Raw genomic sequence first — 23,808 nt, forward strand, 5'->3', positions numbered from 1 at the left:
ACAGATATCGAAAGAAGGACAGTATTCCCGAATTTCGCCATATAAAACAGCGAAGAACTCATAAATGATAATCCATATTGTGAGAAAACGTTAATGGCATTTTTTTTGCTGAAAAATCAATCCGTTGATGTATAAAAAAGCGACAATCACCGTCGACGGGATTATTTAACGGCGCATTTTGATGGCAAAATATATTAGTGAAATGGCCAGATTAAAAATGTTATTCTGCGCATATGTTTTGACCGGAAAGGCTTTGCCGGTAAGACGCGACTGACTACGGGGAAATGCCCTTGCAAAAGATGGCGTTTTCTTGCGACTGTTCCAGCCGCTACAATGGCCGGTGTGATGCATGTTGTAGCCATAAGACTTGGCTTGAGGAAGCAATACAATGACGACGACGATTGAAAAAATTCAGCACCAGATCGCTGAGAACCCGATTCTGCTGTACATGAAAGGTTCACCGAAATTGCCAAACTGCGGTTTCTCTGCGCAAGCCGTGCAGGCGCTGTCTGCCTGTGGCGAACGCTTTGCCTACGTTGATATTCTGCAGAACCCGGACATCCGTGCCGAGTTGCCGAAATATGCCAACTGGCCGACTTTCCCACAGCTGTGGGTCGACGGTGAGCTGGTAGGCGGCTGCGATATCATCATCGAAATGTATCAGCGCGGCGAACTGCAGCAGCTGATCAAAGAAACGGCAGAGAAGTACAAACAGCAGGAAGACCAGCAGCCATAATCGGCTCGGTTTTATTGTTGGGATCCATCGGGCGGCACCAGTGAAGACTGGGCCGCCCGATTTTTTTTGTCTTAGTCGGTGTTTTCGACCGCCAGTGGCCAGCCACCCAAGCGTTTCCAACGGTTGACCAGTTCACAGAACAGCAACGCGGTTTGCTCGGTGTCATACAGGGCAGAATGTGCCTGGGAACTGTCGAACGGGATATTGGCGGCGATGCAGGCTTTGGCCAACACCGTCTGCCCCAGTACCAGCCCACTCAGCGCCGCAGTATCAAAGGTGGCGAATGGATGGAAGGGGTTGCGTTTCAGGCTGGCGCGCTCTGCAGCGGCCATCAGGAAGCTGTGATCAAAATTGGCATTGTGCGCCACAATGATTGCCCGGTTGCAGCCACGATCCTTAATGCCCTTGCGCACGGCTTTAAAAATAGCGTGCAACGCATCGTGCTCACTGACCGCACCGCGCAATGGGTTACTTGGGTCTATGCCGTTAAAGGCCAGCGCTTCCGGCTGCAGGTTGGCACCTTCAAAAGGCTCCACGTGGAAGTGCAGGGTCTCGTCCTGCTGCAACCAGCCGTTTTCATCCATTTTTAACGTAACGGCGGCAATTTCCAGCAGCGCGTCGGTTTTGGCATTAAATCCGGCAGTTTCTATGTCTATGACTACGGGGTAAAACCCACGAAAACGGCCACTCAGGGCGTTAAGATCACTTTTTTCGGCCATCAGTTTCTTATCTTCATCGAATGCAGCGCGCATTATGGCAAATTTTGCGCCCGGTTGCAGGCGGTTATCACGCAGATAAAAATAAGGGCGCAGGAAGCGCCCTTAATCGACCTCAGTGGCCCAGACCATGCCCAGCATGTTTGTTCTCGATCAGTTCGATCTTGTAACCGTCCGGGTCTTCAACGAAGGCGATCACCGTGGTGCCACCTTTTACCGGGCCGGCTTCGCGAGTAACCTTGCCGCCGGCGTTACGGATGCTGTCACAGGTTGCGGCGACATCGTCGACGCCCAGCGCCAAATGGCCAAACGCGCTGCCCATTTCGTAGCTGTCGGTGCCCCAGTTATAGGTCAGTTCAATCACCGCACCTTCGCTTTCATCGGTATAGCCTACAAACGCCAGCGAGTATTTGTATTCCGGGTTCTCGCTGGTACGCAGCAAGCGCATGCCTAATACCTTGGTATAAAAGTCGATGGAACGTTGCAGGTCACCGACGCGGATCATGGTATGGAGTAAGCGCATAATTCCTCTGATTGGGTGTGCCGTTGCCAATGGCGGATGGATTGAAGCGAAATTCAGTATAGCGTTGCCGCATAAGGGATTTCAATGTATGCCGGGGCGGGAGCGGCAGAGTTTCGGTGACATTGTCACCTTATCAATGGCAATCGCACAGTATGTGCCCTATGGTTGATGGAAATAGGTACTATACCCCTCGCAAGGAACAGCAGGGTCGGATAGCGATCCAGACTCAGGGTGAATGGCCTCAATTTATACATTTGGATCTGGTTAATATGCTTTTTTGTTTTTACCCGTGTGGAATGATGGCTACTGCCGAAGGAGATCATTAATGGACGAAATGCTGATTCTGGTGGACGCCGAAGATAATTCCGTGGGGTCGCAAACCAAAACGCTGGTGCACCAGCAGGGATTACTGCACCGGGCGTTTTCAATTTTTATATTTAATAGCCAGGGCAGACTGCTGCTGCAACAGCGGGCTTACGGTAAATACCATTCTGCCGGGTTGTGGACCAACACGTGCTGTGGTCACCCGCGCTGGGGAGAGGCGACGCAGGCAGCCGCACAGCGGCGGTTGCAGGAAGAGATGGGCTTTTGCACTGAGCTACTGCAGGTATCGAGTTTTACCTACCGCGCGGAAGTGCCAGGCGATTTAATTGAGCACGAATTCGATCATATTTACGTGGGCTTGTTTGACGGTGAACCGCAAGAGGATCCCGAAGAGGCCCACAGCTGGTTGTGGGTCGATATTCGGCAATTAGCCCAGGAGATAAAAAACGATCCTGATAAATTTACCGTTTGGTTCCGCACCATAATGAACAATATCGACGCCGCTGAGATTGAACGTTGGGGAAAGTTGGTTCCCCGTTAAATTGCCCCTGAATCGAAAAACGACAAAAGCCCGCCGGCATTCGCATACCGACGGGCTTTCTTATCTGGTATTCCGCGTTATTACAGCGTCGGGTAGTCAGTATAACCTTCTGCACCGCCGCCATAGAAGGTGGCAGGCTGCGGCTCGTTCAACGCAGCATTCTGCTTGAAGCGCTCTACCAGATCCGGGTTGGCGATATAGCTGCGGCCGAAGGCCACCGCATCGATAAAGCCTTTATTGATCAGCTCTTCTGCTTTCTCGGCGGTATAAGCACCGGCACCGACGATGACGCCTTTAAAGTGGGCGCGTACCGAGTCACGGAAGGCGTCGGAATAAGGCTTGCCGCCGGCCCAGTCGGGTTCGGAAATGTGCAGATAAGCGATATTGCGCTTGTTCAGCTCTTCCACCAGATACAGCGCCGCTTCTTCCTGATCTTCCCCGTTATCCAGGCCGTTGAACGGACCCAGCGGTGAAATACGGATGCCAATGTGTTCTGAACCCCATTCGGCGATGCTCGCGTCAACCACTTCCAACGTCAGGCGAGTGCGGTTTTCGATGCTGCCGCCGTATTGGTCGGTACGTTGGTTAGACGCTGGCGACATAAACTGGTGCAGCAGATAGCCGTGCGCAGCGTGCAGCTCGATAAAATCAAAGCCGGCTTCACGCGCGTTGGCGGTTGCCTGACGGAAATCGTTGATGATCCCCGGGATCTCTTCGGTTTCCAGCGCTCGTGGGGTAGAGGTCGGCACTCGTACCCAGGCGCCGGTTTCGTCACGCACGGTGGTGCGGGTGTCGGCATTGATCGCAGAAGGGGCCACCGGTGCCTGCTGGCCCGGTTGCAGGCTGTTGTGGGAAATACGGCCCACGTGCCACAGTTGAACGGCGATATGGCCATTCTTATCGTGTACAGCCTGGGTGATTTTTTTCCACGCGGCGATCTGCTCAGGAGTGTGCAGCCCCGGAGCGCCGGCATAGCCTTTCGCCTGGAAAGAAATCTGAGTGGCTTCAGTGACGATCAGGCCGGCACTGGCGCGTTGAGCATAATATTCGCCCATTAACGGAGTAGGGATATCGCCGGGCTCAATGCTGCGCAGCCGCGTCAGTGGGGCCATAAACACGCGGTTTGGCAGGGTGATAGCGCCAACCTTCAACGGGGAGAACAACTTTTCAATCTTCATAGTGCATCCTATATTAATAGACCGGTCGACTAGTGATGTAATAAAACTGCCCCGCAGGGCAAGTTTCGATAAAGCCAGGGTGTTTCGTTTAAGGTTGCGGCGGACGCAACAGCAATTCAATACTTTCCAGCGCGCTGGTCAACGGCGCGATCGAGCGGCGGATTTTGGCACGCAGCGAAGCGCCAAGCCACAGTGAATACAGCGTTTCTGCCGTTGCTGCCGGGCTCATGGCAATCGACAAGGCGCCTTCGCGGATACCGCGTTCAATCGCGTCCTGCAGGTGAGCAATCACCCGGGCGGTTCCCGTTTCCAATGCATGACGCATCGGTTCTGACAGATCACTCACCTCGGCGGAAAGCTTCACCGCCAGACAGGCATTGTGGCATTCGCTGCGGCAGTGATAGCTGATTGCCTGGGCGTAATAGCTCAGCAACTGGTGGCGCGCATCGCTTTTATCGTCGGCAAACAGCTGTTTCATTTGCCCATCATAATGCTCGAAATAACGTTGCAGCATCGCTTCACCAAAGGCTTCTTTCGAACGGAAGTAGTGGTAGAACGAGCCTTTCGGCACCCCGGCCGTATTCAGCAGTTCACTCAGCCCCATGCCGGTAAAACCAAGGCGCAGGCTTAGCGTCTCGCCGGTAGCGAGCAAATGTTCACGGGTGTCTGTCGGGCAATGCGCATGTTTAGTCATAATGGCTGTCAGCATAATAGACCAATCGGTCTAGGTCAATAGCAATAAAAAAACCGGCGTAAGAACGCCGGTTGCGATGATCGGTATTTTGCCCGAGCGGGGTGAAGATGTTAAGCGGTTATGAACCGCTGCGGCAGCGTTGCAGAATATCCAACTGCGATTGATACTCGCGAGTTTGCACGTTCATCATGCCGAGCAGGGTATGGAACAGGTTGTCTTGCGAGACTTCGTCCTTTTCCGCCATATTGTTCAGACACTGGCGATCGATCTTGAAGTTGCGCTCATAGTCTGCAGACATCCACATCAGGAAGGGAACGTGGGTCTGCTGGCTTGGAGCGAAGACATAGGGCGTACCGTGCAGGTACATGCCGTTTTCACCCAATGATTCACCGTGGTCGGAAAGGTACACCAGCGCCGTGTTGAATTTCCCGCTGTACTGCTGCAGCAGTTTGATGGTGTCGTCCAGCATGGCGTCGGTATAAAGCAGCGAATTGTCATAGGTATTGACCAACTGCTCGTGGGTGCAATCCTGGATCTGATTGCTGTCGCAGGTCGGCGAGAACTTCTGGAACTCTGGCGTACTGCGGCGGTAATAGGCCGGCCCGTGGCTGCCCATCTGATGCAGTACGATCACACCGTCGTCTTTCAGGCTGTTGATGTAGTCGTTCAGCTTGTAGAGCAATACATTATCCATGCATACATCGCCGTCGCAATCCTGCGGCAGTTTCAACTTGGTCATGTCTACGTGCGGTACGCGATCGCAGGCGCCTTTGCAGCCGCCGTCATTTTCACGCCACAGCACGTTAACACCGGCATGAGCCAGTACGTCTAGTACACCTTCCTGATGCGTAGCGAGAGTCGCATCGTAATCCTTGCGCGGCATGTTGGAGAACATGCAGGGGACGGATATGGCGGTTTCAGTGCCACACGAGCTGGCGTTTTTAAAATAGGTCACATTGTCTTGTTTCAGGCGCGGGTTGGTTTCGCGGTCGTAGCCCCCGAGCGAGAAATTCTCGGCGCGCGCCGTTTCGCCCACCACCAGGATCACCAGGGTTTTCTTTTGCTGTGAGGCTATCAGCGGCCCTTTGCGCGCATCTTCACCAATTTTCACCAGCGGCAGGTTACGGGTGAAGTAGCGTTGCTGGGTAAACTTGATGGTGCCGGCGACGAAGTTGGAAGGCGTCAGCATTTTCACTACGCTTTTGTTATTGCGGATCAGCGAAGCGTAGTCCTTATAAAACAGCGCGGCAATAATCAGGATCACCACCACGGAAAGCATCACGTTGGCGGCACGCAGCCCGGCCATGTACCACCAGGGGCGAGTTTTTCGGATATCGGTAAAGCAGACCGCCACCGCCGGAAGAATACCGAGCAACACCAGCCACAGCCCCATGCGGGGTGTCAGCAGGGCCGTGGCCTCCTGCGGATTGGTCTCGAAGGCGTTCTGCATCATATTGCCGTCGATGACCACGCCATAGCTGAACATAAAGTAGTTGGCGGCCGCGCTGCCGAGCAGGAAGAAAATCATCAGCGGTTTACGCAGGAAGGGCACGGTCAGCACGCTGAAAATGATATTCAACGCGCAAAAAATCACTACCGGCATGGTGGCGGCGAAAATAACGCTGTGGACGTTATCGAAGCTGATATACGACCAGGCCTTATGAAGGAATAACGCATTCTGGAACAGAGTGAAGAACAAGGCGCTGGCGAGGATAAAACCCAGGCTGTTGCACTGTAAGCGTTGACGTAACCACATTGCCAAATCTAAGTCCTGCTATTAAGTAATGCGCTGAAATTTACAGGATGAAACTTAAGAAAACCTTAGAGATTCAGAATGGTGGCGAAGTCGTTTAGTTTTGGTTTAGAAAAAAGGTCGCCAGACCGGGGGATGGTCTGGCGATGCGATATCAGTAAGCGGCGGTAAATTGCGCTTTGATAAACTGCGGTTTTTCAATTTCGTCGATGATGGCGACCGACAGATCTTCCACCGAGATACCGGCTGGCGCCTGGCCATTCATCAACAGTTTGGTGGTGCCAAGGCGGAACTGGCCGGTGCGTTTGCCAGGTTCCAACAGGGCAGCTGGCGACAAATAGGTCCAGTCGAGCGAAGTCTCGTTACGCAGTTTGTTGCGTAAATCGCGTACCGCTTGTGCGCCTGGACGGATATTTTCCGGGAATTCCGGCGTGTCCACCAATTCAACGCCCGGCGCGACTTCCAGACTGCCGGCACCGCCCACCACCAGCAGGCGTTTAACGCCGGCTTTTTTAACCGCGTCCAGGATCTGCTGTGCGCCGCGGCTGGTTTTTTCGTAAAGGTTGTCTTCCGCCCAGCCTGGGTTATAGGCGCTGATCACCGCATCCTGACCGGCCAGCTGTTTCGCCAGCCATTCGGTGTCGGCGACGTCGCCCAGCGCTATGCTCAGGTTGGCGTTTTCCGGCAGGTCTTTTTGCTGACGGGCAATCGCCGTGACTTGCAGTCCACGTGCCAGAGCTTCATCCAGCACGCGGCGGCCTACAAAACCTGTTGCTCCAATAATGGCTACTTTCATCTTTATGCTCCTGTCAGTAAAGGGGTCAGTATTAACTTTCTGCTCAGATTGACCCGAGCGGGTATAGATAATGTAGTACTTAACAATGATGTTGATTAGTGCCATATTCATGCTTTCTTGATTAAGTAAAACTTCATAATCATGGATAAACTGAATCGAATGGCGGTATTCGCCACCGTGGTGGCCGAAGGATCGCTAGCCGGAGCCGCCCGGCGACTGGGAATGACGCCGTCAGCGGTCAGCCAGCACCTGCGATCACTGGAAAAAACGCTTGGCGTGCCCTTGTTGCACCGTTCTACACGCCGCCTGGCGCTCACCGAAGCGGGGGCGGCGTTCTATCCCGGTTGTGAGGCGATGTTGTTTCAGGCACAGCAGGCGGAACAGCGTCTGGCGGAACTGCGCGATACCCTGGTGGGAGAATTGCGCATCGCGACGACCATCGGTATCGGTGGTCGCCCGTTAGCGGAGGCGATGGCGCCGTTGTTGCAGGCGCATCCCAAGCTGACGCTGAAGGTGCTGGCTGACGACCGGATTGTCGATATGATTGATCAACGTATCGATATTGCGCTGCGGGTTAATCGTCAACTGGCGGACGCCAATATGATTGCCCACCCGCTGGCCGAATGGCCGATGGTGCTGTGTGCCGCTCCTCGCTATCTCAGCCAGCATGGCGTGCCGGAGACGCCACAAGACCTGGTGCAACACCGATGGATCACCGGGGCTTTCAGCGGTGCGCATCTCGATTTGCATCACCAGAGCGGCCAGCAGCTTAAATTGCGTCTGGCGGAAGGGCAGATTGTCAGCGACAGCATGACCGTCATGCGCGCCTTCACCCGCAATGGTTTGGGGATCTCGATTCAACCCCTGTATGAAATAGAAGATGAGCTGCAACGCGGTGAGTTAATCCAACTGATGCCTGAATGGCGGCCGACACCGTTACGGCTGCATGCGATGACGCTCGAGCGGGCGATGCCGGAGAAAAATCGCCAGGCGCTGCGTTACTTGCGCGACTATTTTCGCCGCCACACCGAAAAGTCACTTGCCAGCGGCGCCGATGGCGTCTTCAATTAGCAAGAGATAACAGGAGGACGCGTGCCGCAGCAGCTTGAGTTTTTTGACATCCCCAGCCCGTGCCGAGGTATCTGCCAGGCCGATGACCGAGGCTTTTGCCGTGGCTGCCTGCGCAGCCGCGAAGAACGCTTTGGCTGGATGCAAATGAGCGATGCGCAAAAAAGGGATGTGCTGCGCCTGTGTCACCAACGCTTCCTGCGCCTGCAGCGAGCCAATAAACAGCCCGATGAGCCGCTACCCGAACAGCCGTCGCTATTTTGACCGGTACCCGATCCGCCGCACGTTAGCGCGGCTTTCCCCTTTCCACGTCGTTACCCGCTTGTGTATGCTGGCATCAAACACTGTCATGAGGTTTCAATAATGGAAAACCGTATTCAACTCGCGCCGCAGGGGCCTGAATTTTCCCGCATGATTTGCGGATACTGGCGTTTGATGGAGTGGGGCATGTCGCCGCAACAGCTGTTGGCGTTCATTGAGCAGCATATCGAGCTGGGCGTGACCACTGCCGATCACGCGGATATTTACGGTGGCTATGCCTGCGAACAGGCTTTTGGCGAAGCGATGCGGCTGAAGCCGTCATTGCGCCAGTCGATGGAGTTGGTGTCCAAATGCGGTATCGCCACTACGGCCAAACCGGGCAACGCCATCGGCCATTACATCACCGACCGCGAGCATATTGTTTACAGCGCGGAACGTTCGTTGGCGCATCTGCATACCGACTATCTTGACCTGTTGTTGATCCACCGTCCGGATCCGCTGATGGATGCCGATGAGGTCGCCGAGGCCTTTGTGTCTCTGCACCAAAGTGGCAAAGTGCGTCACTTCGGCGTTTCCAACTTCACACCGGCGCAATTTACGTTGCTGCAATCGCGGCTGCCATTCTCGCTGGTGACCAATCAACTGGAGATTTCACCGATTCATCAGCCGAGTATCCTGGATGGATCGCTGGATCAGTGCCAGCAATTACGCATCAAGCCGATGGCCTGGTCTTGTCTGGGGGGCGGCCGCCTGTTCAGCGACGCCGAGTTCCAGCCGCTGCGTGATGAGTTGCAGGCGGTGGCGCAGGAAATAGGGGCCGAGACTATCGAGCAGGTGGTGTACGCCTGGGTGATGCGTCTGCCGTCGGCACCGTTGCCGATTATCGGCTCAGGCAAGATTGAACGCGTGCGTTCGGCATTGAAGGCGCAGCAATTGACGCTGGATCGTCAACAGTGGTTCCGCATCCGCAAAGCGGCGCTGGGTTACGACGTACCTTAACCGGCACGATAAAACGGGCAGCTTCGGCCGCCCGTTTTAACGTTATTACCCCGGTGTTCAGGCCAGTACCACCTGGCCGTCCGACAGGCTATCGAATCCGATTCCGACTAAAGTGACCGTATTGCCGCCAAAATTAAACACCAGATTGTCGTTCACCTCGGAAGCAAAATCACGGAAATTACCGCCCGTACTGCTGCCGTCGGTACCGATAAATACCAGCTTGTCTCGGGCCTGATAGCCGTAAATCAGATCCTGACCGAAGTCGCCGCTGAACAGGAAGGTATTGCTGCCGCCCTGGCTGTGCATAACGTCGTTACCCGCGCCTCCGACGAACACGTCATTGCCTTTGCCGCCAAACAGCTGGTCATTTCCCTCCAGACCGAATAGCCAGGAGCCGGAATCCTTGGCGGTTAGAACGTCATCGGTCGCGGTACCGTTCGCCGAACTGGCGTAGGCGGTCAACCCCTTGGTGGAAAGTAATCCGTTGTCGGTCACCTGATGATCAACCTCTTTGGTGAAAATCAGCAGTGACGACTCTTTGCTTTTCAGCGTGCCAATCGAGTTAGCCAGAGTGATGCCACCGTCAGCATCGCGCAAATAGAGCGTATTACCGTCGTACGCGACCTCGGTATTTTTCAATGCATGTTGCAAATCCAGGGTGTTATGGCCTTCACCGCCGGAAATAATATTAAAACCGCCATCGTCACGGAAGGTGTCATTGCCGGCGCGGCCCTCGAGATAATCATTTCCCGCGCCGCCCTTGATAAGGTCATTGTCGTCACTGCCGACAATAAAGGTTGGGCCGCTGTGTTGCTCGGCGTTACGGTTGAGGTCTTCCACCCAGGTATTGCCGCGGGTAACGTCAGAAAGATTGGAGACAATCACCGTCGAATCTTTGCTGGTCAGCGAGTAGAACTCTGAATTCAATACCCGCATCAATCCGTCCTGATAAAAGAACGGCAGGTGAGATAACCAGGTTGGCACATTGAGGATCGAGAAGGGCAGAATATTCCAGGCGGTGGAGGCATAGTGGTCGTTGAAATTAACGATGTTATTGGTAGCGGACTCTTGTGGTGCGTCATGCACGCCCAGCGTTGCTGAAGTGCGCGTCGTGCCATCCAACGCGCGGAATACCGGATCGTTTTCGTAGCCGATATTAATGACTTTATCGCCGGTTTCGTATTGGGTAGGAGAAGCGAAGGCGACATAGTTTGACTGCGCGTAGAAGCCACCCCAATTGCCGTCGCTGAGCGCCGCCATGCTGTTTACCGCCAGGCCGCCGAGGCTGTGACCACTGATGGTAATGTCATCCCCACTCAGCCCGTGAGACTGGGCGAACTTGGCCACATCCCCCAGCAGGGTGCCGAAGGCTTTCAGGCTGTAATTATCGGCATAACCATTGGGACCGAAACCGGCCAGCAGGTCATTGACCAGATCGCCGATGGTATCGGTGATTAACGATTCTCGCGGGCCGCTGGTGCCGCGAAAAGCAATGCCGATGCTGGTGAGATTACCCTCGCTGTCGTATTTTCCCAGTACTTCGGCCTGTGCAGTGGTATAGCCCAGAGTTTCACCGTAATAGGTGCCACGAGCGTCCGTTTTGCCCTGATAGCCTAATTGATCTGCGCTAATCAATGACCAGCCGGCATTATTTACCGCCGCCAGCGCCGCCTTTTCCGAGTCAGGGTTCCAGGGAATACCGGGTAATCCGCCCTGTGATTGAGAGCTGCCTATCAACGCGGTGAGCAGGGTAAAGGGCAGGCCCAGCCCGAAGCCGGTATTATGATAGCCTTCATCAAAACCATTATCGATATTGTGATAGGCGTAGGTGGAAATTGCCATGGCATCGGTAAATAACGCTTTGGACTTCGCCTCATCGAGGCCTTGATAATTAAAGATTCCCATATCAGTTCCTTATGAATTAGCTGCGTTGCCGGGTTAATCTTTGAATAGCTATTGCAGCGAGTCGCAATGAAATGAGTATGCCGCACGGCGTCTGGTCAGAGGACCGACATCGGTAGAATTATTATTAGTAGTAATTATTAAGAATGCGAATTTGATCGCCAAAATTGTGCGTGTTTTGTGCGGTGACGCGGCAGCTTCCCCTATACTGAACACTCACAGAGACTTCAAGGAGATTGATTGATGAAACACTATTGGTATGCGGCCTTTGGTTTGATGGCCTGCGGCGTTGCTCAGGCGGCGACGGTGGATGTTGACATGAATCTGGTGACCGGACAGGGAATTGGTCAGGATATTGGCAAGGTGACGATCAGCGAAACGCCTTATGGTTTGTTGTTTACGCCACAGCTCAAAGCCTTGCCTGCCGGCGTGCACGGTTTTCACGTTCATGAGAAGGGCAGTTGCGAACCGGGAATGAAGGACGGCAAGGCCGTCGCGGCGTTGGCGGCCGGCGGACATCTTGATCCACAAAAAACCGGTAAGCACCTTGGGCCGTACGCCGACGGTCATTTGGGGGATTTGCCGGCTATTTACGTGACCGACGACGGCATGGCCAGCTACCCGGTGCTGGCGCCCCGGCTGAAAAAAATCAGCGAAATCAGCGGCAAGGCACTGATGGTGCACGCCGGTGGTGATAACCACTCCGATCATCCCAAACCGCTGGGTGGCGGAGGCGAACGCTTCGCCTGCGGCGTGATTAAGTCATAGCAACGGTTAACGGGCGGTGGATGTTGCCGCTGCGCTATCAACAGGGACAATCGCCTGCTGTAGCTGCTGCAACGAACAATAAAGCCGCCAAATCAAGCCTGCCAGATCGCGCGCCGCCTGTTCCGGGTGGTGCGCCAGCGCAGTACTCATGCGCTGTAGTTCTTGCAGGCTGGCGTCCAGCGAACTGTGCTGCACGCCTTTCTCCGTCATGATGCCCCGCAGGCAATGAATACAGACGTCGCGAACCGCCGAGAGCGGATCGGAACGGGTTTGCCAGTCACGCAGTTGCCAGACGATATGGCTGCAGTTGAGCAACACCACGCCCCAGCGCAATAACCAGCTGCGCGCGTCTTGATCCTGACTTTGATTAAGTTGGCTGATGCGATGATAGATTCGCGATTCAAACTGGCTTTCGCTTTGCTGCGGTTTTTTGCTTAGCTGATCGATAAAGTCCCGCCGCAGGGCGCGGATAATGCGCCGACTTTTGCGTTTGTCCGAGCTGGGTCGCAATATTTGGAAGGCTAAACCGGCCAGCAATACCCCGACAATCTTCCCGATACTGTCATTGATAAACGACTGATAGTCGTAGCTTGGTGGATTGGTGACGGAAAGAAAAGAGCCCATGAATACGATCAGTTGCCCCCAGAGTGCGGCGTAGGAGGGGTGCTGCAGCTTGATCATCTGCATCGTTACCAGCACCGGGAACAGAAAGGCACAGAACAGCCAAAAATCATCAATCTGAATCATCAGGCCAAATTTCACCACAAAGCAGACAATCGACAGCAGCAGCACCGCCTTTAGCAGGGTAGTGATGCTGTTGATGGGGGACGGCGTGGAAGAGTAGAGCACGCAGCTGATGGCAATCAGCGTCAGGGCCGAGCTGCCCGCGTCCCATTGGGTATTAATCCAGTAAGCGCAACCAATGACAATGCACAAAAAGGTGCGCAGGCCGTTATATGCCGCTTCGTAGCTGTCGGTGTGACGGGCCAAAGAGGTGACGCGCGGTGGCTGAATATCGCTGACCGGCGTGGCGCTCTCCAGACGCTGCAACCAGCGGCTGGCGCCCAGATACAGCCAGCAGAAATGGCGCAGACGCAGCCAGAAGGCGCGATGACGATAGTCGGCGGGATCTTGCGGCGCAATCTGTTGCAGTATGCGCGCCAAACGGTACTTGTCAGTCTCGGGGTTACGCAGCTCGGTCAGCAGTTGTTCCAGCACGCTGGCCAGGTTGTCCGGGCGATCCGGCCAGTTCAGCAGCATGCGGCGCAGGCTGGAGATCACGCTGGTAATACGTAACTGCTGGTGCAGCATATAGTTGAGCAGATTATTCTGTCGGCGTAGCCGGTAGTGGCTCCAGAAAGCCTGAATACGCAGCAAGTTCATGGTCAGTATTTGGCCGATAACCCCTTCGTGCGAGGTACGCATCTGCACGGTGATTTCCGGCTGCCACAGCATCGCGGCATGTTCCAATAATCGCAGATGCATGCGCCGCAACGAGGTTAACAAGGTTTCGCCGTCAGAGGTGCTGGGCAGGATCATCATCATCAGACCGCCGCACAGAATACCGGTGATAACCTCACAAACGCGCGCTTGGGCAATATCAAAGATCTGCTGAGTGTCCGTCACGTTGACGGTGCTGAAGGCGATGATGGCGGCGGTGTAGCCCGCCAGCGCGAAGGCGTAGGAAACGTTGTTCTGATAGTGGTTTGAAATATAAGTGCACAGGCCGATCCAGGCGGCGATAAACAGCGTGAACAGCCAGGGGTCATTCAGGCAATGGCCGGCGATGGCCACGGATGCGGCAGCGCCGACCAGGCTGCCGAAAACCCGGCCGATGCTTTTACTGATCACACCGCCGACGGTGGGGAAGCTGACTACCGCTGCCGATGTGAGCGCCCAGTAAGGTTCGTCAAGATTGAGAACGAACGCGACCCACAGTGACAGGCACATCGCCAGTGAATTGCGCAGTGCATAACGCCATTGTCCAGCGGTGGCTTTTCCCCAAGGGGTACGGTTCCATTCCAAAAAAGGCAGGTTCACACGTTAGCCTTACTGATGAATCGAGATGGTGCAGGTGGTGCCCGCGACCAGCGGCAAATCTGCCGGAACATTTAGCAATTTTATCCGTACCGGTACGCGTTGCGCCAAACGAACCCAGGGCACGTTGGGTTTCACGTCCATTAATAAATCGCTGCTGCTTTCGACGCTTTGATCGTAAATGGCGCGGCCGATACTCTCAACTTCACCCTGAAGCGGAGTGTTGCCGTTATATAAAACGATGTCCGCTTTATTGCCTTCTTTTATATGTTTTAGCTTGGTTTCTTCAAAATAACCGAGCACATAAAACGAGTGCACATCAACCAGCGCAACCAGCGGTGAGCCGACGCTGGCATAGTTACCCACGCGGGTTTGCAAATTGGTGATATAGCCATCGGTAGGGGCATAAATTTTAGTTTTACTTAAATTCCATTTTGCCTGTTCCAGATTAGCCTGTGCGGCTTTATACGCGGCTTTCATTGCCTGTGCCGCTAAATTCGATTCGTCCATATCTTCCGCAGAAATAACATTTCGCGGCAGACCGCGGCGGCGAGCCGCCTCATGATCGGCCTTAGCCAAATCAGACTGCGCTTTTGCCAGCGCGGCCTCAGCATTGTCCAGCGCAATCTGGTAAGGCACGGGGTCGATCGTAAAAATCAGACTTCCCGCAGGTATGAACTGATTGTCATGAACGGTTATTTTCTCTAATCTTCCAGAAACTTCTGGTGTGATATTGACGAGTTCGGCGCGCACCTTTCCATCGCGGGTCCAGGGGGATTGCATATAGTAATTCCATAACCACCAACCGGCACAGATGGCAATGGCACAGACGATTACCGTAGAAAAATATTTTAATGTTTTATACGTCATGAGTTACCAACTCGCTAAAAGCCACAGGGAGCCGCTGACGGCGATGACGAAAATAGACAAATCCATCAGCATAGGGTGCCAAATTTCGCCGGAATAAATCCAGTCTCGCAACAGGTGGTGTACCAGTAGCCATAAAATCAGGCCGAGCAAAACAGCCTTAAATAGGGGCGGAAAATAAAGCGAGGCGCCCAGCACCAAATCGGGTAGCGGGGACGAGGCATGAAGCCATGAAGTATTCACATTAACAATCCCAGTGAGTGAATATGTTGAGCGGTTGCATAGAGAATAAACAATAACTGATCAAAATGGTGGCTATTTCCACAATATACATTATATACATTTGTGTTTTTAATGTGAGTTACTCAAAATAGTCTAAGCTCTGGGAGGGTATGTTAGCATGCTAATTATAAGGAGGGGTAAGTGGAGTCAACATTAGGTTCAGATTTAGCACGATTAGTTCGTGTATGGCGCGCGCTCATCGATCATCGGCTCAAGCCGCTGGCGCTCACGCAAACGCATTGGGTTACTTTGCACAGTATCAATCGTTTGCCGCCGGAGCAGTCACAGATCCAGCTGGCTAAAGCGATCGGCATTGAGCAACCGTCATTGGTTCGTACTCTGGACCAACTGGAAGAGAAGGGGTTGATTACTCGCCACACCTGCGCCAATGACCGGCGTGCAAAGCGTATCAAACTGACTGAAGCGGCCGATCCCATCATCCGGGAAGTGGACAGCGTCATCAGCTCTACGCGGGGCGAGATTCTGAGCGGCATTACTACTGATGAAGTACAACTGTTGGTTGGTTTGATTGGCAAGCTTGAGCAAAACATCACTGAACTACAAAATAAACAATAAGAATTTCTTTTTATTCGATTAGATTTCACAGCATCGGAAATGAAACCGGAGGCCTAAAGCCTCCGGTTTTACCCATCTGTATCGCTTACAGCGGAGATACGGTAATAGTGTCGCCAGTACGAGCCATACGAACACGCTGGCCTGGGCTGAACTTGGTCGCGCCCGCCTTCTGAACCACCACGATATTCTCTTTCTGGTCGGTCTTGATTTCCAGCTCGTAGCCTGAGGTACGGCCGGCGGCTTCGCCGATGCTGTTACCCGCCACGCCACCGGCTACTGCGCCGGCTGCGGTTGCCAGACTGCGACCGGTACCGCCGCCAACGGTGTTACCGAGGAAGCCACCCAGTACCGCCCCGCCAATGGCACCAATGGTATTCGACGTTTCACTGCCCTGAATTTTGACCGGGCGAACAGAAACCAGCGTGCCATAAGTCACGGTTTGAACCTGCTTGGCCTGTGAAGCGGAATAGACGTCGCCGGACATGGAATCATTGGCGCACCCTGCCAGCGTAACTGCGGCGATGGCAACGACGAGAAGACGCTTGATCATATAAAACTCCTGTTGATAGTAGTCCATAACCTGGGGAACCTTTCCAGGCCAGATTCAATGAAAATGATAGACAAAGTATGGCTCAAACGCACGTACATCACCATGACCCGCTACTGCACGCAGCTTAACGTTGCGCTGTTCAACCAATAATAAACGGTGGTTTAGCTTTATAACAGTGCCGTGAGAAATTCCGTTACACGTTGAGCGATTGTTTAGCGGTGACACCTCAGCAAGAAAGCAGGCAATAAAACAGGCGCATCGTTCACAGAGGTGAAAAAAAACATCAGAATTCATGGCGTTAATTTTTTAATTCTGGTTTATTTGTTGGGTCAAAAATTTGCTTCCCCGCGCAGGGTAAAGGATGTTGCTATGAAGTCAGGCCGCTATATAGGTGTTATGTCCGGCACCAGTCTGGATGGCGTCGACGTGGTGCTTGCCGCGATAGACGGACGAATGGTGGCGCAGCAGGCCAGCTACAGCCATCCGATGCCGATTCAGCTCAAGCAGGATATTCTCGGTATGTGCCAGGGGCAACAGACCACGCTTGCTGCAGTGGGGCGACTGGATGCGCAGCTCGGCACCTTGTTTGGTGAGGCGGTGCTTGGCCTGCTGAAACAAACCGGCGTTGCCGCCCAGGACATCACCGCTATCGGTTGCCATGGCCAAACGGTATGGCACGAGCCCGAAGGTGACGCGCGCTTCTCTATGCAATTGGGCGATAACAATCGCATTGCCGCGCTGACCAATATCACCACCGTGGGGGATTTTCGGCGGCGTGATATGGCCTACGGGGGCCAGGGCGCGCCACTGGTGCCGGCCTTCCATCAGGCGTTGTTGGCGCATCCGGTGGAACGCCGCATGGTGCTGAACATCGGTGGTATCGCCAATCTTTCGATGTTGTTGCCGGGGGCGCCGGTGCGCGGTTTCGATACCGGGCCGGGCAATATGCTGATGGACGCTTGGGTATGGCGCCATCGCTCGCAGCCTTACGATAAAGACGGCGCATGGGCGATGGAAGGCCGTGTCTGCCTGCCTCTGTTGCAGCAGATGCTGGCCGATCCTTACTTTGCGCTGCCGGCGCCGAAAAGTACCGGCCGTGAATATTTCAATGCGGCCTGGCTGGAACGTCAGCTTACGGGACTGCCGGCGGTCAAGCCGGTTGACGTACAAACTACGTTGGCGGAACTGACGGCGATCACTATCTGCGAGCAGGTCCAGTTGGCTGGCGGGTGCGAACGCCTGTTGGTCTGCGGTGGTGGGGCGCGTAACCCATTGCTGATGGCGCGGATGTCGGCGCTACTGCCCGGCACCGAAGTGTGCCTGACTGACGATTTCGGCATCAGCGGCGATGATATGGAGGCTTTGGCCTTCGCCTGGCTGGCGTTTCGTACCTTGTCTGGCCAGCCCGGTAATCTGCCTTCGGTCACCGGCGCCAGCCGTGAAACCCTGCTGGGTGGGATTTATCCGGTTTTACCTTTAGGGGGCCGTTAGCTCTGTTAGGATAGAAATCGACAGATTTTCCTAAGGAGCAACAGCATGAAAAAAATCATTATTGCCGCCGGTGCGCTGGCGTTGGCCGGTTGCAGCTATGTTCTGCCGCAAAGCAGCCAGACCCTGCACTATCAGTGTGGCACCACGCCGCTGACGGTGGCGCTGGACGGCAAGGAGAGCACCGTCAGCCTGCTGATGGACGGCGAGCAGTTGAAACTCAAGCAGGTGCTGGCCATGACCGGCGCAAAATACAGTGACGGTAAATACACCTTCTGGTCCAAGGGCCAAAACGCCTACCTTGAGCGTAATGGCAAAGTGATCATGAGCGACTGCACGCTGGCGAATTGATCCGGCGGTTGCGGCGTCAGATCGATTGAGATCCTGACGCCGCTGGCGCAGAATAGAATCACCATTTTTCAGTTGGTTGATAACCCAATGATTGAAAATAATGAATTTGATGTTGCGGACCTGCGCCGTGAATACACCCGGGGTGGCCTGCGTCGCAACGATCTGACCGCCAATCCGCTGGAGCTGTTCGAAAAGTGGCTTAAACAGGCCTGCGACGCTCGTTTGGCCGATCCGACTGCCATGTGTGTGGCCACCGTGGATGAAAATGGTCAACCCTATCAGCGTATTGTTTTGCTTAAGCATGTGGATGAAAAAGGGTTGGTGTTCTACACCAACCTGGGCAGCCGCAAAGCACAGCAATTGGCGAATAACCCGCATATCAGCCTGCTGTTCCCGTGGCACATGCTTGACCGCCAGGTGATTTTCCTCGGTAAGGCGGAGCGGCTTTCCACTTTAGAAGTAATGAAGTACTTCGCCAGTCGCCCGAAAGACAGCCAGATCGGCGCTTGGGTGTCGCAGCAGTCATCGCGCATTTCCGCGCGCGGGGTGCTGGAAAGCAAATTCCTCGAGCTGAAGCAAAAATTCCAACAGGGCGAAGTCCCGCTGCCGAGTTTCTGGGGCGGATTCCGGGTCAATTTCGACTCCGTCGAGTTTTGGCAGGGCGGTGCCAACCGCTTGCACGACCGTTTCCTGTACCAACGGGACGGGAATGACTGGAAAATTGACCGACTGGCGCCCTGAAGACCGAAAATCCCCCTTAAGCGCTGGCACTGATGTCGCCGGCGCTTTATTCTATGCGGTATTCTGAATTTTATATTTCGCCAGTGGGCGAAAGGTCGTGTACCGACAAAGGTGCATTCGTTTATACATGGAGTCATTGATGGCAAGCAGCAACTTGATTAAACAACTGCAAGAGCGGGGCCTCGTTGCCCAGGTTACGGATGAGGAAGCGTTAGCAGAGCGACTGGCGCAAGGGCCAATTGCACTGTATTGCGGTTTCGATCCGACCGCTGACAGCTTGCATTTGGGCCATCTGGTTCCTCTGTTGTGCCTGAAGCGTTTCCAGCTTGCCGGCCACAAACCGGTCGCGCTGGTGGGGGGTGCCACGGGACTTATCGGCGATCCGAGCTTCAAAGCGGCTGAACGTAAGCTGAACACCACCGATACTGTGAACGAGTGGGTAGAAAAAATCCGCAAACAGGTTTCTCCGTTCCTGGATTTCGACTGTGGCAACAACAGCGCGGTAGCCGCCAACAACTACGACTGGTTCGGCGGCATGAACGTGCTGACCTTCCTGCGTGATATCGGCAAACACTTCTCCGTCAACCAGATGATCAACAAGGAAGCGGTGAAGCAGCGTTTGAACCGTGACGATTCCGGTATCTCGTTCACCGAGTTCTCCTACAATCTGCTGCAGGGCTTCGACTTCGCCGAGCTCTACAACCGTCATCAGGTTGAGCTGCAGATCGGCGGCTCCGACCAGTGGGGCAACATCACCTCAGGTATCGATCTGACCCGCCGCATGCATCAGCAGCAGGTGTTCGGCCTGACCGTGCCGTTGATCACCAAAGCCGATGGCACCAAATTCGGCAAGACCGAAGGTGGCGCAGTCTGGTTGGCACCTGAAAAAACCAGCCCGTACAAGTTCTACCAGTTCTGGATCAACACCGCCGACGCCGACGTGTACCGCTTCCTGAAGTTCTTCACCTTTATGGATCTGGCCGAAATCAACGCGCTGGAAGAAGAAGACAAGAACAGCGGCAAGGCACCGCGTGCCCAGTATGTGTTGGCAGAAGAAGTGACCGGCATGGTGCATGGTGCGGAAGGTTTGGCTGCGGCCAAGCGCATCACCCAGAGCCTGTTCTCCGGTGCGCTGCACGACATGACTGAAGCTGACTTCGCTCAGTTGGCGCAGGACGGTATGCCGACCATCAAGCTCGATGGCGACGCCGATCTGCAACAGGCGCTGGTGAATGCCGAGCTGGTACCTTCACGCGGCCAGGCTCGCACCATGATTGGCTCCAATGCAGTGACCATCAACGGTGAGAAGCAGTCTAACGCCGAATACACCTTCAGCGACGCCGATCGCCTGTTCGGTCGTTACACGCTGCTGCGTCGCGGCAAAAAACATTACTGCCTGGTAGATTGGCAGTAATCTCGTTGGATCGAAAAAAGCCCGGGGATAACCTCCGGGCTTTTTATTTTGGGCAGATACTGAGTTTGATTAGCTAATGGTTATGCTATTGCCTCTGTCAGGAGACTCTCAGTCGCAGAGCCATTAACGGTGATAGCCGGTGCTTTATAGTGTAATGCACTGGCGACAAAGTAGGGGTCCTGATTGCCGACCGAAAACACAATATCGTCTGCATCAAACATCTGGTTATGGTTTTGATCAACAATAACATATACCGATTTATCCAGTTTCATTACTCCGACCTCTGACAAATTATGGTCGCTGGCCCCATTGGTTATTTTTGCCAAAACCTGGGAGAAGAGGTTTTGTGCACTGTCGCTAGCGGTTAAACCGGTGAATAATGTATTAAGTTCGGTAGATGACGTCGCATTGCCATATAACACGGCATTTTTTGGCCCGTCGAAGGAAAATGTCCATTGAGAGCCGCTGTTGCCAACGTTAATGATGGCTTGCGAGTAGTTGCTCTCCAGAGTCACCATATTATCAATTTTGCTGTCGGCAAAATTAAGGGTTTGTGCGTAACCTAACGTGGTGTTGCCCATAACGGTAGCGGAGTGAACAATAAGGCCACCATCACTTGCTGAAACTGTCAATTGTTCACCCGCTAAACTGTCGATGACAGGGCTGAACTCTGCACTGTTATCCAACGTTTTTAATGTGCTATAGAAGCTCCCACCGCCGGTGCCTTGTTTCTCGGATATCAAGTTGAGGTGCATAATAGAAGATATGCGGCCTTCGTTGTAGTCTCCACCCTTAATGGTTTTCAGATTATCACTGAAGTTGGATTCTATTTTGAGATTCAGCAGCATTAATTGATCGGTAATATATTGATGACCGTTTAACTGTAGGGTGGAAATATGATTATCCCCTCCGGTAAGTGTTAATAAACGTTCTTGCTGATGATCGGGGGAACTGCTCATATACACTTCCAACATGTTCTTGTGTGCGGAAGTAAAACTGAATGTTCCCATATCTAGAGTGCGTAAGCTGCTGGCCACATCGGTGAAGCCGATAGTGAATGTGTTATCGCTTTGCAGCGTATCATAAATATTAATATGGCTTTGCTTAGTTAAATCACCATTGATTCTAAATAATGAATTGCTGACATTTAGTAGGGTGAGTTCGCCAGAATATGCGGAAATGATTGCACCTTGGGAACCTGTATAGTCCCCATGCTGGTCTTTGGCTTTATCAGTCTGCTGCAAATGGGTGACATTGTTGTAGGCAGAGTTGAAAATTGTAGCTCGCTGGTCAATTAAACCAAAGTCAAACGTGTTTCTTCCCTCGGTAGCGACTAATACGCCATTCATGTAGATGCTACCGGTACCCCGATAGTGAGTAAGATCAATAGTGGAAAAGTACAAAAATTGATTGAGGCTGCTGGCAATCTCGGCTTGGACAGAACCGTTCTCGTCGCTAGTAAGAAAAATATCTTTGCTGATCAGATTTGCGGAAATGATTCCTTTGTCAAAGGGGCTCATCGAGGCGGCAGAACCATGAATATTAAGTGCCGTAAAGTCTTTGCCTACGATGTTAGCTCCACCATTGATGCTATTGCCAACCCAGGAAAGAAAGCCATTATCGTCCAGCCGGATTTCAATTTTGGCCGTATTAAGCTGGGCCTTACTGTCGATGATTACGCTGGCATTTCGTTGCTGCATACTCCCGTTTGCGGTAGCAATATTAGAATCATTCAGCATTAGCGTCATGTGCTGCTGGCCGCTAAATCCTGAGCGAACCAAATCACTGGTGGCGTATTCTCCAGTTAATAAAATTTCTTTTATAGAGTTTAGATTAATAAAGCTTAGATCTATGCTGTGATTGCTGTTGGCATTTATCTTGAGGTCAGTCAATATTAACAGTGAGGCTATTTCGGCATTAGTCAGTTCGTGAGAGTGCTGCGTATTTATTTCTGCAGTCAACTTACCATTATTCGAAATTCCAAATTCACCATTGTATGACTTCTGATAATTCAAAGAAATACCGATATTTTTTTCGAAATCTAGCAGTAAGGAGTGCGATGGAGGGGTTGGATGGTTATCTAGTGGGTACTTTCCATTGCGAAAAGCATCGATAATTAACACGGTGGCTTGCAGTTTATCGTAATTAGCCTTTAACAGAATGGCCTGAGATTCTGATGTAGTAAGATTGTTGCCATACAAGTACTGATAGATAGCACCATAATCCGTTGCGGCATTGAATTGCGTCGAGGCGGACAGAGTTTTTAATAATTGGACCTCGGTCGTTCCGGCCGCCAGCATTTTGCTGTACGTATCTAATGCATCGGCCGGCACACTACTTTTGGCGATGACCAGGTAGAAGGAGGCTACAACTTCTTGGTATTTAAAATCTGGCATCTCACCAGAAAGATAGACTTTGGTCGCTTTATTGAAATTCACATTGGCTTGAGAGTTGCTATCGTCATTGCGTATGTCATTAATCATTCTCACAACAACATCCCCTCGAGTTTCTGTACTGTTGTTTAAACCGGTGAGATAGTTTGATATGTCCTGTGATGACGGCTCTTTATTAAAGGTGTTTTTGAATATTGTCTTTATAAAATCCTCATTATTTAAATTATCTAATGAGGGTCTGGTACTGATGAAGTTCTGGGCGATTTTATTAAGTTTATCTGGGTTGTTAATCAAGTCATTAGCCCAAAAATTAATTCCACTTGATACCATTGCTCCACCGATGACATAGTAAATGGCTTGAATATCAGATGCATAGGAGGTGTATTCGCTAGTTTTGTCGAATGAAGGGTAAAGGGTTGTGATAATGGCGTTTTCCAGATGCATTTTCTGCTGCAGTAGATTCTGGTCTGTACCGCTGTAATTCTCTGTTCTATTTATAATGCTAATGGCTATAGAACCCAGTGTTGTCCCATTTTCGGCCTCTAAAACTAGCGCTGCTAATGTAGTGCTGTCAGGTTTCGTTCCGGTGATATTTTTAAATATAAAACTAATTTTTTCGCTATTGTTCAGACCATCGTAACGATTTTGCCCATCATGCGAGTTAATTAATGCGTTAGCGAGTAGGGCGGGGTTGGTTTTATTACTTTCTAACTTCCTTCCAAAGTAATCAAGCGTGGGGGTGTCCGCCTTTTTACCTAATGTGGCCAGGTAAATGGCGGAGAAAATATGTTGTTCTTGCAGTAAGCTCATAAAGTCTCCGCATCAAAAAGTTTATTTTAAACCTATGGTT

The 23,808-nt window shown here is 52.7% G+C and carries 23 protein-coding genes; 11 read left to right on the forward strand and 12 right to left on the reverse strand.

Annotated features, from left to right (window positions below; translation table 11 throughout):
• Positions 1-388 precede the first annotated feature (388 nt).
• Positions 389-736 carry a Grx4 family monothiol glutaredoxin gene (locus tag M2407_RS06370; protein ID WP_020826673.1) on the forward strand — a complete coding sequence of 116 codons (348 nt, stop codon included), beginning with the start codon at positions 389-391 and terminating at the stop codon, positions 734-736.
• 71 nt (positions 737-807) lie between these two features.
• Here M2407_RS06370 and rnt read toward each other — a convergent pair whose 3' ends face one another.
• Both rnt and gloA read right to left on the reverse strand, forming a co-directional pair.
• Complete coding sequence (gene rnt / locus M2407_RS06375) at positions 808-1,488, reverse strand: ribonuclease T (protein ID WP_020826674.1); 681 nt, start codon at positions 1,486-1,488, stop codon at positions 808-810.
• Positions 1,489-1,567: 79 nt separating this feature from the next.
• Positions 1,568-1,975: a lactoylglutathione lyase gene (gene gloA, locus M2407_RS06380; RefSeq protein ID WP_041414525.1), complete on the reverse strand. Its 408-nt coding sequence runs from the start codon at positions 1,973-1,975 to the stop codon at positions 1,568-1,570.
• Between the two features lie 325 nt (positions 1,976-2,300).
• Between gloA and idi the strand changes: the two genes are divergently transcribed.
• Positions 2,301-2,840 (forward strand): isopentenyl-diphosphate Delta-isomerase, encoded by a 540-nt coding sequence (idi, locus tag M2407_RS06385; RefSeq protein ID WP_020826676.1) that lies wholly within the window; start codon positions 2,301-2,303, stop codon positions 2,838-2,840.
• An 80-nt stretch (positions 2,841-2,920) separates the two neighbouring features.
• Here idi and M2407_RS06390 read toward each other — a convergent pair whose 3' ends face one another.
• The 4 genes from M2407_RS06390 to M2407_RS06405 form a co-directional block, all read right to left on the reverse strand.
• Positions 2,921-4,018, reverse strand: a complete 1,098-nt coding sequence (locus tag M2407_RS06390; RefSeq protein WP_128865403.1) for an alkene reductase — start codon at positions 4,016-4,018, stop codon at positions 2,921-2,923.
• An 88-nt stretch (positions 4,019-4,106) separates the two neighbouring features.
• Positions 4,107-4,727, reverse strand: a complete 621-nt coding sequence (locus M2407_RS06395) for a TetR/AcrR family transcriptional regulator (protein WP_259217159.1) — start codon at positions 4,725-4,727, stop codon at positions 4,107-4,109.
• Positions 4,728-4,830: 103 nt separating this feature from the next.
• The gene (eptA, locus tag M2407_RS06400; protein ID WP_259217337.1) at positions 4,831-6,468 is read right to left on the reverse strand and encodes a phosphoethanolamine transferase EptA; all 1,638 of its coding nucleotides are present in this window, start codon (positions 6,466-6,468) and stop codon (positions 4,831-4,833) included.
• Between the two features lie 151 nt (positions 6,469-6,619).
• Complete coding sequence (locus M2407_RS06405) at positions 6,620-7,261, reverse strand: NAD(P)-dependent oxidoreductase (RefSeq protein WP_020826680.1); 642 nt, start codon at positions 7,259-7,261, stop codon at positions 6,620-6,622.
• Between the two features lie 141 nt (positions 7,262-7,402).
• Here M2407_RS06405 and M2407_RS06410 point away from each other — a divergent pair, with 141 nt between their 5' ends.
• The 3 genes from M2407_RS06410 to M2407_RS06420 all read left to right on the forward strand — a co-directional run bounded on the left by M2407_RS06410 (position 7,403) and on the right by M2407_RS06420 (position 9,589).
• Complete coding sequence (locus M2407_RS06410) at positions 7,403-8,332, forward strand: LysR substrate-binding domain-containing protein (protein ID WP_041414527.1); 930 nt, start codon at positions 7,403-7,405, stop codon at positions 8,330-8,332.
• Between the two features lie 21 nt (positions 8,333-8,353).
• Positions 8,354-8,593 (forward strand): DUF1289 domain-containing protein, encoded by a 240-nt coding sequence (locus M2407_RS06415; protein WP_115058942.1) that lies wholly within the window; start codon positions 8,354-8,356, stop codon positions 8,591-8,593.
• A 99-nt stretch (positions 8,594-8,692) separates the two neighbouring features.
• On the forward strand, positions 8,693-9,589 hold the full coding sequence (locus M2407_RS06420) for an aldo/keto reductase family oxidoreductase (protein WP_020826683.1): 897 nt from the start codon (positions 8,693-8,695) through the stop codon (positions 9,587-9,589).
• 57 nt (positions 9,590-9,646) lie between these two features.
• Here the strand turns inward: M2407_RS06420 and M2407_RS06425 are convergent, their stop codons facing one another.
• The gene (locus tag M2407_RS06425) at positions 9,647-11,494 is read right to left on the reverse strand and encodes a polyurethanase (RefSeq protein WP_259217162.1); all 1,848 of its coding nucleotides are present in this window, start codon (positions 11,492-11,494) and stop codon (positions 9,647-9,649) included.
• Positions 11,495-11,734: 240 nt separating this feature from the next.
• On the opposite strand from M2407_RS06425, the gene sodC reads away from it, so the two are divergent.
• Positions 11,735-12,259 (forward strand): superoxide dismutase family protein, encoded by a 525-nt coding sequence (sodC, locus tag M2407_RS06430; protein ID WP_020826685.1) that lies wholly within the window; start codon positions 11,735-11,737, stop codon positions 12,257-12,259.
• Between the two features lie 6 nt (positions 12,260-12,265).
• On the opposite strand, the gene M2407_RS06435 is transcribed toward sodC, so the two are convergent.
• From M2407_RS06435 to M2407_RS06445, 3 genes are read right to left on the reverse strand one after another with little or no spacing between them, the layout of a single operon-like run.
• The gene (locus tag M2407_RS06435; RefSeq protein WP_259217163.1) at positions 12,266-14,299 is read right to left on the reverse strand and encodes an FUSC family protein; all 2,034 of its coding nucleotides are present in this window, start codon (positions 14,297-14,299) and stop codon (positions 12,266-12,268) included.
• A gap of 9 nt (positions 14,300-14,308) precedes the next feature.
• Complete coding sequence (locus M2407_RS06440; protein WP_122079134.1) at positions 14,309-15,166, reverse strand: HlyD family secretion protein; 858 nt, start codon at positions 15,164-15,166, stop codon at positions 14,309-14,311.
• Positions 15,167-15,169: 3 nt separating this feature from the next.
• Complete coding sequence (locus M2407_RS06445; RefSeq protein ID WP_104410897.1) at positions 15,170-15,406, reverse strand: DUF1656 domain-containing protein; 237 nt, start codon at positions 15,404-15,406, stop codon at positions 15,170-15,172.
• 180 nt (positions 15,407-15,586) lie between these two features.
• Here M2407_RS06445 and slyA point away from each other — a divergent pair, with 180 nt between their 5' ends.
• On the forward strand, positions 15,587-16,021 hold the full coding sequence (slyA, locus tag M2407_RS06450; protein WP_012144945.1) for a transcriptional regulator SlyA: 435 nt from the start codon (positions 15,587-15,589) through the stop codon (positions 16,019-16,021).
• An 85-nt stretch (positions 16,022-16,106) separates the two neighbouring features.
• Here slyA and M2407_RS06455 read toward each other — a convergent pair whose 3' ends face one another.
• Positions 16,107-16,571, reverse strand: coding sequence for a glycine zipper 2TM domain-containing protein (locus tag M2407_RS06455; protein ID WP_044552917.1), 465 nt, complete (start codon positions 16,569-16,571; stop codon positions 16,107-16,109).
• Positions 16,572-16,940: 369 nt separating this feature from the next.
• Between M2407_RS06455 and anmK the strand changes: the two genes are divergently transcribed.
• The 4 genes from anmK to tyrS all read left to right on the forward strand — a co-directional run bounded on the left by anmK (position 16,941) and on the right by tyrS (position 20,565).
• Entirely contained in the window at positions 16,941-18,062 is a 1,122-nt protein-coding gene (gene anmK, locus M2407_RS06460; protein WP_259217167.1) for an anhydro-N-acetylmuramic acid kinase, read from the forward strand.
• Between the two features lie 45 nt (positions 18,063-18,107).
• Positions 18,108-18,410, forward strand: a complete 303-nt coding sequence (locus tag M2407_RS06465) for an MliC family protein (protein ID WP_122079141.1) — start codon at positions 18,108-18,110, stop codon at positions 18,408-18,410.
• Positions 18,411-18,497: 87 nt separating this feature from the next.
• Positions 18,498-19,151, forward strand: a complete 654-nt coding sequence (gene pdxH / locus M2407_RS06470; RefSeq protein ID WP_046373687.1) for a pyridoxamine 5'-phosphate oxidase — start codon at positions 18,498-18,500, stop codon at positions 19,149-19,151.
• A gap of 139 nt (positions 19,152-19,290) precedes the next feature.
• Complete coding sequence (gene tyrS, locus M2407_RS06475; RefSeq protein WP_020826694.1) at positions 19,291-20,565, forward strand: tyrosine--tRNA ligase; 1,275 nt, start codon at positions 19,291-19,293, stop codon at positions 20,563-20,565.
• An 80-nt stretch (positions 20,566-20,645) separates the two neighbouring features.
• On the opposite strand, the gene M2407_RS06480 is transcribed toward tyrS, so the two are convergent.
• The gene (locus tag M2407_RS06480; RefSeq protein ID WP_259217170.1) at positions 20,646-23,768 is read right to left on the reverse strand and encodes a DUF4214 domain-containing protein; all 3,123 of its coding nucleotides are present in this window, start codon (positions 23,766-23,768) and stop codon (positions 20,646-20,648) included.
• Positions 23,769-23,808: the final 40 nt, after the last annotated feature.

It is taken from the genome of Serratia sp. BIGb0234 (assembly GCF_024809915.1).
Lineage (GTDB): Bacteria > Pseudomonadota > Gammaproteobacteria > Enterobacterales > Enterobacteriaceae > Serratia > Serratia liquefaciens.

What these genes read in the sequence shown, in the direction of transcription:
- M2407_RS06395 (WP_259217159.1), bottom strand. Translation starts at nt 4,727, where the DNA reads ATGCTGACAGCCATTATGACTAAACATGCGCATTGCCCGACAGACACC.
- M2407_RS06465 (WP_122079141.1), top strand. Translation starts at nt 18,108, where the DNA reads ATGAAAAAAATCATTATTGCCGCCGGTGCGCTGGCGTTGGCCGGTTGC.
- M2407_RS06370 (WP_020826673.1), top strand. Translation starts at nt 389, where the DNA reads ATGACGACGACGATTGAAAAAATTCAGCACCAGATCGCTGAGAACCCG.
- rnt (WP_020826674.1), bottom strand. Translation starts at nt 1,488, where the DNA reads ATGCGCGCTGCATTCGATGAAGATAAGAAACTGATGGCCGAAAAAAGT.
- sodC (WP_020826685.1), top strand. Translation starts at nt 11,735, where the DNA reads ATGAAACACTATTGGTATGCGGCCTTTGGTTTGATGGCCTGCGGCGTT.
- anmK (WP_259217167.1), top strand. Translation starts at nt 16,941, where the DNA reads ATGAAGTCAGGCCGCTATATAGGTGTTATGTCCGGCACCAGTCTGGAT.
- eptA (WP_259217337.1), bottom strand. Translation starts at nt 6,468, where the DNA reads ATGTGGTTACGTCAACGCTTACAGTGCAACAGCCTGGGTTTTATCCTC.
- gloA (WP_041414525.1), bottom strand. Translation starts at nt 1,975, where the DNA reads ATGCGCTTACTCCATACCATGATCCGCGTCGGTGACCTGCAACGTTCC.
- pdxH (WP_046373687.1), top strand. Translation starts at nt 18,498, where the DNA reads ATGATTGAAAATAATGAATTTGATGTTGCGGACCTGCGCCGTGAATAC.
- idi (WP_020826676.1), top strand. Translation starts at nt 2,301, where the DNA reads ATGGACGAAATGCTGATTCTGGTGGACGCCGAAGATAATTCCGTGGGG.
- M2407_RS06480 (WP_259217170.1), bottom strand. Translation starts at nt 23,768, where the DNA reads ATGAGCTTACTGCAAGAACAACATATTTTCTCCGCCATTTACCTGGCC.
- tyrS (WP_020826694.1), top strand. Translation starts at nt 19,291, where the DNA reads ATGGCAAGCAGCAACTTGATTAAACAACTGCAAGAGCGGGGCCTCGTT.
- M2407_RS06455 (WP_044552917.1), bottom strand. Translation starts at nt 16,571, where the DNA reads ATGATCAAGCGTCTTCTCGTCGTTGCCATCGCCGCAGTTACGCTGGCA.
- M2407_RS06425 (WP_259217162.1), bottom strand. Translation starts at nt 11,494, where the DNA reads ATGGGAATCTTTAATTATCAAGGCCTCGATGAGGCGAAGTCCAAAGCG.
- M2407_RS06440 (WP_122079134.1), bottom strand. Translation starts at nt 15,166, where the DNA reads ATGACGTATAAAACATTAAAATATTTTTCTACGGTAATCGTCTGTGCC.
- M2407_RS06420 (WP_020826683.1), top strand. Translation starts at nt 8,693, where the DNA reads ATGGAAAACCGTATTCAACTCGCGCCGCAGGGGCCTGAATTTTCCCGC.
- M2407_RS06410 (WP_041414527.1), top strand. Translation starts at nt 7,403, where the DNA reads ATGGATAAACTGAATCGAATGGCGGTATTCGCCACCGTGGTGGCCGAA.
- M2407_RS06405 (WP_020826680.1), bottom strand. Translation starts at nt 7,261, where the DNA reads ATGAAAGTAGCCATTATTGGAGCAACAGGTTTTGTAGGCCGCCGCGTG.
- M2407_RS06390 (WP_128865403.1), bottom strand. Translation starts at nt 4,018, where the DNA reads ATGAAGATTGAAAAGTTGTTCTCCCCGTTGAAGGTTGGCGCTATCACC.